Genomic DNA, 11030 nt, shown 5'->3' with positions numbered 1-11030 from the left:
CCGCCAGTCGCGCCAAGCCTGGATGCGGCGGAAATACATTTGCGGATCGTAGAGTCCATCCGGGTGATCGATGCGCAGGGCATTTACACGCCCTTCGGACAGGAGTCGGAAAATGAGCCGGTGGGTATCGCCGAAAACGGCAGGGTCCTCCATCCGCAAGCCAGCCAGGTCGTTAATGTCAAAAAAGCGGCGGTAATTGATGTCATCCGCCGCCACGCGCCAGAAAGCGAGGCGGTAGGCTTGCGCCTCAATCAACTGATGCAGACTGTCAAAACTTTCTGCATCACCGGGATGGCCGTTGAAGAGCATTATGTTTTCCTGCAGGAAGGCCGTGACCTCCGGAGATCTGGCACAGAGCTCCGCCAGCAGGCGCCGATATACCGTGCCATCTCTGACCCGGGCTGCCCGGCTTTCCGCCTCGGCACTGTACCGCTCTGGCAAACGGCGCAAAGCATCGGAAAGAGTGGCCAGTTCCTGCGTGTCGGGGTGTTCTGTACCCAGCCCGGTGCGCAGGATATCGGCACGCAGGTCGAGGATCCGCGGGTATTCGCGGGGGTCTACAGGGAAACTGTTTTCCAGGTATTGAATGTATATTTCCCCCTGTTCCGGTGCGAAACACAGTTTCAGATCGCCTTCTTCCAAGACCTGACCGTAATGGTCGCCCAAGACCGGCAAAAGCACTTTGCCGCGCAGTTGTGGGCTCAACGGATACCAGTCGATGTCGAAATAGTCCGCGTAGGGCGACGCTGGTCCATGTTCCAACACATTCAGCCACCAGGCATTGTCACTGCCCAGCACACCCATGTGGTTCGGTACGATATCCAGCATGAGGCCCATGCCGTGCGCTGCCAGGGTGTCGGAAAAACGCAGGAAATCCTCTGGACTGCCAATTTCCTGATTCAGCGCATTATGATCGACAATGTCGTAACCGTGCGGGCTGCCTTTGCGGGCCTTGAGGATCGGCGAAGCATAGCAATGGCTGATCCCGAGACGGGTCAGATAAGGAAGAATGGCTGCGGCATCATTGAAGGTGAAGTTCTGGTTAAACTGCAGACGATAAGTGGCGCGTGGGATGGGGATTGTCGCATCGGCGGCCTGTCCGCGTGGCAGCGCAGGACGCGCTTCGCGCAGGGTCGCGAACAGGCCGCTGACGTGCGGATCTTCGGCCCATTGTTCCAGAGTCAGGGGGAGTTTGCGCCGCCAGTTAGGGTACTGACCTGCCGTGCCGGGCAGGTTGATCTGGTCCATCACGGCCAAAGCGTCATCCATTTGTACCAGTAGCACGGCACTGGTGGCACGAGCCAGCAAGCGATAAATCGCGCCAATCATGTCCTCCGTCAGTTTTGGGAGATCCGCCGACTGTACACGAATCCCTCTCGGCAGAAGCCCCTCCCGTTCCAGAGCAAGGAGGAGAAAGCTGCGATCCCTGGCCCGTTCAACAATGAGACTGTCACGGGTCGCGGCATCGGGAATCAGGTCCAATGCGTTGCGGGTATCCAGATCCAGGCCCTGCCAAAAGCCGGCCAAAGTGGGCAGATCGTGGGTAGTGAGCGCCGCCACAGACCATGCCGGGTAATCCTCCGGAGGTCGGTATCCGTTCTGCGGGTCTACTTCCAACAGGAACACGCGGCAGGAAAGGATGCCCCAGGACCTGAGGGCGTCCCGGATTTCTTCTGTTACCATGCCTAGGTCTTCGCCTACTACCAGGCAACGATGACGTTGACTCTCTAACGTGAGAATGCCGAGGAGTTCGTCCAGAGGATAACGCACATATCCGCCCCTTGCGGGGCTTTCACCGGCGGGTATCCAGTACAAACGCATCAGGCCCAGGATGTGATCCAGGCGGATGGCGCCGGCAACACGCATATTAGCGCGCAAAAGGGCGATAAAAGGTGCATAGGCTGCCTCGCGTAGGCGCAGAGGGTGCCAGGGTTGCAGTCCCCAATCCTGGCCTTTACGGTTGAAGGCATCGGGGGGAGCGCCTATATGGATGTTTGAGACATAGAGGTCCTGGTCATTCCAGGCATCAAAGCCACCCGGGTCGACACCCACCGCAATATCCTGGTAGAGACCGATACCCATGCCGAGTGCCTGGGAACGGCGGTCGACCGCGTCTAACTGTTCGGCGACAACCCATTGCAAATACTGAAAAAATTCCACACGATCGGACTGGTGCGCGGCAAACTCCGTTACCGCAGGTGCTTCGGGACGACGATATTTTTCAGGCCAGACCGGCCAACCCCAGGGGGGAGGATCCTGGGTCTGGAGGTGTTCCCGGAGGGCCTCGAAAACCCCCAGACGGAAGAGTGCCTCACCGCCCTCTTTTTGAAATTGGCGGAAAGCGCGGGCGCGCTCGCCATTGCCCGGTAGTTCCGTTTCGCGAAAGGCGTGATAGAGGAGCTCCAGAATCTCCCGCTTGGCAGCGGCCACTCCCCCATAGTCCACCAGGTCAGTGCCGCGCAAGGCGCGCAGATCGGCCTGGAAATGCGCGTCATAGACCCTGTCGTGGGCCGCGTAACAATGGGCAAACTCTGGCACAGCTTCCACGTCCACATAGAGAATATTGAGGAATTTTCGACTAGAAGGGCTGTAGGGACTGGCATGGTGGGGATTGTCCGGGAAAAGCGCATGTAATGGGTTGAGCCCCACCAGCTCCGCGCCAGATTGGGCCGCAATGTCCAGCACCTGCAGGAGATCGCTGAAATCACCCATACCCCAGTTGCGACCCGAACGCAACGCGTAAAGTTGCAGCGCAGGGCCCCAGACTTTCCGGGATTCCTGGATCGCTTCGGGCGTATAGCAGGCTTCAGGGACCGTGATCCACGGCATTTCTGCGCGGAGACCGTCTGGCCCCTGCAGAGTAAGGCGGTGATAGCCCAGGCCCGGGCCAAAGGGCAGATCCAAGCGCCAACGCCGGAAGACTTGCTCGCCGATGCGACCTTCTTCCAGCAGCTCTAGGCTGGCGGGCTGGAATGTGCCTTCCCGGGCGTTCTCCTTTTCAGGACAAAAACGCCAATGCCAGATATCCTGAGCGACATCCACCGGCAAAGAGAGGGCTACCCAAGGGGGCTCGGTCGTGATCCGCTGCACCAGTAGCGGCGGCAGGAGAGATTGCCAGGATGCCGCCTCTTTCTGTCGCAAGGCTTCGCGGGCATCTTGCGCATTTTCTGTCGGTACGCCCAAAGCTTTTAACAAGGCCAGTAAGGTGCCTTGAGGGACAACGCGTTTCCTTCCGACGGCGTTGTGATAATGCTCCAGAACGCCATAGCTTTGGCACAGTTCACGGATCAGGTTTTTGTCGAGGGGCGCTTTCATGGGTGTTGCTCCCCAGCCTCTTCATCCAGCAGACAGAGCACTCCCCAACCAGGGAGGCGTTTTTGTTGCAACAGGGCGGTTGCCTCCTGTGGTTGCGCAAAGACCAACCGGCCTTTAGGAATCAGGTCCAAAAACAGGGGTTCAGGTGCCCATTGCCCGTAGAGAGAGAGTATGGCGCCGTCGGCCAAATGCCAGTGCACTGCCAGGCCGGTTTTTCCCAGAAGATGCCAAGTGCCGCTGTCCCCCGGGACTCCGGCGAGACGGAGCACAATCTCGTCCCTCCGGATCTGTAAAAGCCGGCGGTAATACTGTAACCAATCCGCGTGCGGGACGAGATTACGCTGTGTCCAATCCAGTGTGCTGGCGATAAAGGTCGATTCAGCACCAGGGTCTGGGATTTGCGCTGCTGTCTTCCCGGTGGAAAAATGCGCGAAAGCGGCAAATTCCCAGCGCCGTCCCTCCCGCACAGTTTGACTCAGTTCTTCACCGAAATCACAGAAGAACAGGAAAGGGCTGATGGCGCCGAACTCTTCCCCCATGAAGAGGAGCGGCACCGCTGGAGAGAGAAGTAACACTGCGACGGCAGCACGCAGGGCTGCGGCGGGGCAAAGACTGGAGAGCCTCTCGCCCAGGGCGCGATTGCCAATCTGATCATGGTTTTGCAAAAAGTTGATAAAAGCGACGGGGGGCAGATAGGCGCTGGCTTCACCACGGGCACGATGGTCGCGATAGACAGAAGGTTGGCCCTGCCAGGCAAAACCCTCCGCCAGACAACGACCCAGATGATTGGTGGGCTGGTCGGAAAAATCCCTGTAATAGCCGTCCTTCTCCCCTGTCAGCAGCACATGCAGCGCATGGTGGAAATCGTCATTCCATTGGGCCCGATAGCCCCCTGATCCAAGATAGTGAGCAGCATTGTGATCATTTTCGAGCATCAGGTGGATCTGACGATCCTGCCCGGGTCCGGCGGCCACAGCGGCGGCGATTTCTTCCAGGATATCGGGATGGGAGTCGTCGCAGATGGCATGTACGGCGTCGAAACGCAGTCCATCAAAATGGTATTCCTCCAGCCAATACAGGGCATTATGCCGGAAAAAGTCGCGTACCACGCGGCTGTTCGGTCCGTCAAAATTGATGGCGGGACCCCAGGGAGTATGATGCCTTGGGGTGAAAAAATCCTCGGCATAGCGATGCAGCGCATTGCCCTCGGGGCCGAAGTGGTTATAAACCACGTCCAGGAAGACCATGAGCCCTTTGCCATGGGCGGCGTCCACCAGAGCCTTGAGATCTTCCGGCCCGCCATAAACGGCATCCGGGGCGAAAGGGAGCACGCCATCATAGCCCCAGTTCCGGCGGCCGGGAAAGTCTGCTAATGGCATAAGTTCCACCGCCGTAATGCCCAGATCTGCCAGATCATCCAGGCGTTCCATGGCGGCCCGGTAAGTCCCTTCGGGGGTGAAGGTCCCCACATGGAGTTCGTAGATCACGGTCTCATGCCACGGTCGACCCCGCCAACGGTCATCCTGCCAGGCGTAGGCGGCGGGGTCGATGACCAGCGACGGACCCTGGGCATCTTCGGGTTGATATCGGGAGGCGGGATCGGGGACGGCACTCCCGTCGGGCAGTAGGAACTGATAACAGACGCCGCTGCCTAGGCCCGGAGCGAAGTGGTGCCACCAGCCACCAGCCGCGCTCTCCATGGTGCGCCGTTTCTTGCCGCCCGCCCAGGACAGAACGATCTCCAACTGCTGCACGCGCGGCGCCCAAAGCCGAAAAAGGACCCCTTCCGCCTCCAACATTGCCCCAAAGGGCATGTCGTGGCGGCGGATCATTTTCTCATTCCTCCGTGATGCAGGAGGACGAGGGAACGCCCTTGCAGCGGATAGCTCTCTCCACTCTGCCGCACCCCTTTGGCCGCGCCGTCGTCCTGAGCGGTATCCAGCAGGAGTTCCCAGGATGATTTGTCATCAGGCAGCGACGGCAGAGTAAAGGGTATACCATCGTGAAAGGCATTCAGCAGGAGCAGAAAATCCTCGTCCTTTACCGGCCGACCCTGTGCATCCAGATCTGTGAGCTCCGTGCCCGCCAGGTATAAACCCAGGCAGTGTGCGTCACCTTCCTGCCAATCTTCGGCGTCCATTTCTCGTCCGTCGGGATGAAGCCAGATGACATCCATAGTCTGGTCTGGCGCTACGGCCTGGCCGCGGAAAAAATGCCGGCGTCGCAAGCTGGGATGATCCCGGCGCAACTGGATTATTTGTGTGAGGAAATCCAGTTGCTTTTGCTGCACTGCGTTGACGTCCCAACTCAGCCAACTCAAGGGGTTATCCTGGCAATAGACGTTGTTGTTGCCCTGTTGACTGTGGCTGAGTTCATCACCCGCCAGCAGCATGGGTACCCCTTGGGAGAACAGCAGACTGGCCAGAAGATTGCGCTGCTGCCGGGCGCGCAGGGCGTTAACCTCAGCGTTATCCGTCTCGCCTTCGGCGCCGCAATTCCAGAGAAGATTATTATCGCTGCCGTCCTGATTGTCATTCTGATTAGCTTCGTTGTGTTTTTCGTTGTAGCTCACCAGATCATGCAGGGAGAAACCATCATGGACGGTAAGGAAATTGATGCTGGCGGTGGGGCCGCGCCCGGCCCTGGTATACAAATCAGCGGAGCCGCCCAGACACGCGGCAAGTCCTCCCAGTTGTCCGTTGTCGCCTTTCCAGAAGGCCCGCAAAGTATTCCGGTAGCGGTCGTTCCACTCCGCGCAGCCGGGCGGAAATGCACCCAGTTTGTAACCACCTTTCCCCAGGTCCCAGGGCTCAGCAATGAGCTTGACCCGGGCGAGCACGGGATCCTGGAGCAGGATTTCGAAGAGTGGTCCCATGCGGTCGCCAGGACGGAAGGGGCGCGTCAGAGAAACGGCGAGATCGAAGCGGAAGCCGTCCACGTGCATTTCTTCCACCCAATAACGCAGGGAGTCCAGAATAAGCTGCGTGACCCTTGGGTGATCGGCATTGAAGGAGTTACCGCAACCAGTGGTATCGGTGTAATAGCGGGGCTTATCCGCTACCAGGCGATAATAGGCGGCGTTGTCGATACCGCGGAAGCTGAGGGTGGGACCCAATTGGTTGCCTTCGGCTGTATGATTGTAGACCACGTCCAGAATCACCTCGATACCCGATTTATGGAGTGCCTTGACCATTTCCCTGAACTCGTCGATTTTACCGCTCGCCAGATACAGGGGATGGGGTGCGAAAAAGCCCAGGGAATTGTAACCCCAGTAGTTGCGCAGCCTACGCTCCACCAGATCGCGGTCATCTACAAAAGTCTGTATCGGCAACAATTCGATGGCGGTCACTCCGAGCTTTTGTAGGTGCCCGAGTATGGGCGCTGAGGCAAGGCCAGCACAGGTCCCGCGGAGGTTTTTGGGAACCTTGGGGTGCTGCATACTGAGCCCACGCACATGGGCCTCATAGATAACCGTGTCCGACCAGGGGGTGTGCGGCGGCCGGTCATCGCCCCAATCGAATCGGTTATCCACCACGGCTGCCTTGAGCATCTGTGGAGCATTATCCCGCTTATCTAACGACAGATCCGCTTTGACGTTGCCGATGCGGTAGCCGAAATGCGCGTCATTCCAGTCCAGTGTGCCCACAATCGCCTTGGCGTAGGGGTCCAGCAGAAGTTTGTGGGGATTGCAGCGTTGACCCTGTTCGGGTGCATAGGGACCATATACCCGGTAGCCATAGACAAGGCCGGGCTTAGCATCAGGCAGATAGCCGTGCCAGATTTCGTTACTTTTCTCGGGTAGGGGGAGTCGATGCGTCTCCCGCTCCCCCTGAGCATCGAACAGACAGAGTTCCACGCGCTCGGCCTGCCCGGAAAAAAGCGCAAAATTGATTCCATTGCCATCCCATTCTGCGCCTAATGGATAGGAATGACCCGGCCACAGTGCAGGTTTCCTTTTCATTTTTGCACGCCCTTCATGTCAAAGCAGCCCAAATAGCGTCGCCGGGTGTTTGTTCAGGTGCAGCGTCCATACTGGCCAAAAGAATCTGTAGGGTGCTGCGCAGGGAATCTTCTTGCAGTGGCTCTAGGAGCTCAGGGATGCCGTCCAGGAGACGCTCCCAGAGCGCCAGTTCCAGGAGACTTTCCCGGAGAAATACGTCTGCCGGATAAAACGCGGCCCCCGTCGCCACCTCGTTATAGGCGTGTGTGAAGGCGTCCAGACTTTGTTTTACCCAGGTTTGGATGCCTTCCCGTATTTGTAGCAAATCATTTCCCGCACTCGCAGAAATGCGGCTCAAGGTGGCAAGGGCGGCAGCGATCAGCGAGAGGCGCATAGCGGCCAGATCAAGTAGCGGGGACTTTTTGCGGCGTCTTTGTACGGGTGATAGACGCGGATCACCACCAAGATTGATGAGAATAAAATCCTCTTCTACAAGTAAAGCCTGAGCGAGGCCCAGGTAGCCTGGGCACCGGATACGGGTAAGCGTAGCGGGTAAGGGCAAATGGCGCCACGCGGCCAGGCGCTCGGGGATTCGGTCCTGTACCGCAAGCCAGTCTTGCGTGTTTTGGCGCAGTCCCTCCGGCAAGCCTGGCAATATCCTTTCCAGAACGGCAGCGGCTTTTTCCGCCGCCCGGGCCGTGTGGTTCACCCACTGTGCCAGGTCTTCTACGGTAAAGGGTTCGGGATCGAAGGCCTGGTCGCCGCTGGGCTGTGCCAAGGCGCGGTGCAGTTCGGCAATACGCCGACCAAGGGTGGCCATACGCAGCCGGTGAAGGCCGTGGTCGCTCTCCGTTGGCGGGGAGTTATCAGCGCTTGGTGCAGCGGTCATACGTTCGGCCAGTGTACGTTCCAGATAATCCACGCTGAAAGTCCAGGCATCGCCCTGATTTTCTACATAGCGGCGCAGGAGAGCTAGCGCAAGGACATCGCCCTGCGCCGGACGGAATTCCACCCGACCGAGAACCTGCGCCATATGGGGGTAAGGGGATATCTCCGTAAGGAAGACGCCTACTTCGAACTCCGGATCGCCCCCTGCCTGCAAACGACGATAGCCTTTAAGATAGAGCTGCTCTCCAAGAACAATATTACTGTGCCGTTGCTCCAGACTGGGGCGTCGCAGTGTAATCAAATCACTTTCGCTGAAATCGTAGGCAGCGCTTTTTCCAAAGACCATGACGCCACCGGCAAAGGGTTGCTCGTCGCCTTTACCTATGCTACGGACCAAGGTGCGGCAGAAAGCATCGTTCCCGAAGGCATCCAGCAGTACGCCGAGCCGCTCCTTTTGCCGAACCCTGGCGAGAATCCAAGTATGAAAGGTGTCCATGAGATTTTCCTGCTCGTCTTCCCAGGCGATGGCAAGGGGCAGAGAATAGTAAATATTTTCGCCATCAGCGTCGGGAGTCTCGATGATCATCCAGAACCAGACCTCTTGGCCGCTCGGGGAGCGCCATTCATCCTTGATCTCAATGCCGACCGCGGCAACGGCCTCTTGGTCGCCAGCCACCCAGCGCTTGCCCTTCAGATAAGGTGCGAGGACTTCCACTTGCAGTTGTCGGCGGGTTCGGGTGGCGAGGGCGCGGCGAGTAGCGCTGACATCCCCGTCCAGAGAGAGAAATGTATGCCAACCCTCCAGTAGGACGAGGACAGGTAGCTCCGGACGCGCCAGACGTTCTTCGTGCCAGGCCGGTGGATTGGTGTCTTCGTCGAGGGAGAAGGCCAGGAAAGTATAGGCTGGAAGGGTCAGGAGATAGGGTAGCTGTCCGATGGGCGGGAAGGCGCTTTTCCCAATGAGCTCCACCGGGGTACGGCCAGCGTATGCTTCCAGACCAAGTTCCACCGCCTGCGCCGTACGCGAGAGATTGGCCACGCAGAGGACGGATGCTCCTGCGTACTCCCGCAAATAGGCCAACATCTTACGGTTGCCTGGGCGCAGGAAGCGGATATTCCCGCGACCGAAGACTGGGTGCTCCTTGCGCACGGTGATGACTTTGCGGGTCCAGTGGAGCAGAGACGAGGCATTGCGACTTTGGGACTCCACATTAACGGCTTGGTAGCCATAGACCGGATCCATGAGGAGTGGCAGATAGAGCTGCTCAGGGTCAGCGCGGGAAAAGCCACCATTGTAGTCCGGGCTCCACTGCATGGGGGTGCGCACACCGTTACGATCGCCCAAATAGATATTGTCGCCCATACCGATTTCGTCGCCGTAGTACATGATGGGCGAACCGGGCATGCTCATGAGCAACCAGGTCAGGAGTTCGATCTTCTGCCGGTCATTGCTGAGCAAGGGAGCGAGGCGTCGGCGGATGCCAAGATTCAGGCGCATGCGAGGGTCCGCGGCATACTCCCGGTACAGATAATCCCGTTCCTGCCGGGTCACCATTTCCAGAGTCAGTTCGTCGTGATTGCGCAAAAAGATAGCCCACTGGCAGTTCTCGGGGATATCTGGCGTCTGGCGCAGGATATCGGTGATGGGATGGCGATCTTCCAGCGCCAACGACATGTAGATGCGGGGCATTAAGGGAAAATGGTAGGCCATTTGGCATTCCTCGCCCTGCCCGAAGTATTCGCGTACGTCTTCCGGCCACTGGTTGGCCTCAGCCAGGAGGACGCGGTCGCGGTAGTGGGCATCTACGGCAGCACGGATTTGCCGGATGACGGCATGGGTCTCAGGCAGATTTTCGTTGTTAGTGCCGGCGCGCACGCAGAGATAAGGAATGGCATCTAGACGCAGACCATCCACACCCATGTCCAGCCAGTAGCGCAGCACCCGAATCATGGCCTTGACTACCTGTGGATTATTGTGGTTCAGATCCGGTTGATGGGAGAAGAAACGATGCCAGTAATAGGCTTTGGCGATGTCGTCCCAGGCCCAGTTGGATCGCTCGGAATCAGAGAAAATAATACGTGTTTCCGGAAATTTTTTATCCGTATCGCTCCACACATAAAAATTGCGCTTAGCCGAGCCGGGCGGAGCGCGTCGCGCCGCCTGGAACCACGGGTGCTGATCAGAGCTATGGTTGATGACCAGTTCGGTGATGACCTTCAGACCCCGGCGATGCGCCTCATGGAGGAAATGACGAAAATCGTTCAGCGTACCATAGTCGGGGTGAATGCCCCGATAGTCCGAGATATCATAGCCGTCATCGCGCAGGGGGGAAGGATAGAAAGGTAAAAGCCAAAGGGTGTTTACTCCCAGATCCTGGAGATAATCCAGCCTGCTGGTGAGGCCCGGGAAGTCGCCGATGCCGTCGCCGTTGCTATCCTGGAAGGTGCGGACGTGCAGTTCGTAAAGCACAGCGTCTTTGTACCAGAGGGTATCCCCGTCAGCAGAAGCTACCGCTGCCGTGTCCGGCGCGGCCCCCGTCTCCATTTTTTCTGCTGTCAAAACCTTCCCCTCGATCTTCTGGGCCTCAGCAACCTCTGTGTAACCTATAGTTCAGTGCCGCTGATTATGCAAAAACGACGATTAAAGGCGCCGACGTGCCCGCCACAGAGGGGCATCGGTTTACGCCCACTATCGCCCTGACAAGATCACCAGCTGTGCCCAAGGGCGCCATTGCGTCCATTTCGCTCAGGAAACACTCCCGCTTGGTCACCTTGCGCCGCCACGAAAGGCCTTGATCTTCAGCGAAGGTCACCTATCCGGACATACTGTTTCCTGATTAGCACGATTTTTCCGCTGTGTTTGGTATTGCCTTCTTCAAAGGCGCAT

The 11030-nt window shown here is 58.2% G+C and carries 4 protein-coding genes; all 4 read right to left on the bottom strand.

Annotated elements, in window-relative coordinates:
- Positions 1-3315: 4-alpha-glucanotransferase (malQ, locus tag Q0C48_RS12815; RefSeq protein WP_291524960.1), on the bottom strand; the 3315-nt coding region annotated here is incomplete at its 3' end.
- Positions 3312-5147: a malto-oligosyltrehalose trehalohydrolase gene (treZ, locus tag Q0C48_RS12810; protein WP_291524958.1), complete on the bottom strand. Its 1836-nt coding sequence runs from the start codon at positions 5145-5147 to the stop codon at positions 3312-3314. The genes malQ and treZ, both read right to left, overlap by 4 nt.
- Positions 5144-7276, bottom strand: coding sequence for a glycogen debranching protein GlgX (gene glgX / locus Q0C48_RS12805; protein WP_291524957.1), 2133 nt, complete (start codon positions 7274-7276; stop codon positions 5144-5146). The genes treZ and glgX overlap by 4 nt, the downstream gene beginning before the upstream one ends.
- Before the next feature lie 13 nt (positions 7277-7289).
- On the bottom strand, positions 7290-10703 hold the full coding sequence (gene treS, locus Q0C48_RS12800) for a maltose alpha-D-glucosyltransferase (RefSeq protein WP_291524954.1): 3414 nt from the start codon (positions 10701-10703) through the stop codon (positions 7290-7292).
- Positions 10704-11030: the final 327 nt, after the last annotated feature.

The organism is Acidithiobacillus sp. (assembly GCF_023255755.1).
In the GTDB taxonomy this organism is placed as follows: Bacteria; Pseudomonadota; Gammaproteobacteria; order Acidithiobacillales; family Acidithiobacillaceae; genus Acidithiobacillus.
Note: the sequence above shows the minus strand (reverse complement) of the source record. Positions and strands in the feature narration are given on the sequence as shown.

Excerpts from the sequence above, each read along its gene's own strand:
- glgX (WP_291524957.1), bottom strand. The coding sequence starts at position 7,276 with ATGAAAAGGAAACCTGCACTGTGGCCGGGTCATTCCTATCCATTAGGC.
- treZ (WP_291524958.1), bottom strand. The coding sequence starts at position 5,147 with ATGATCCGCCGCCACGACATGCCCTTTGGGGCAATGTTGGAGGCGGAA.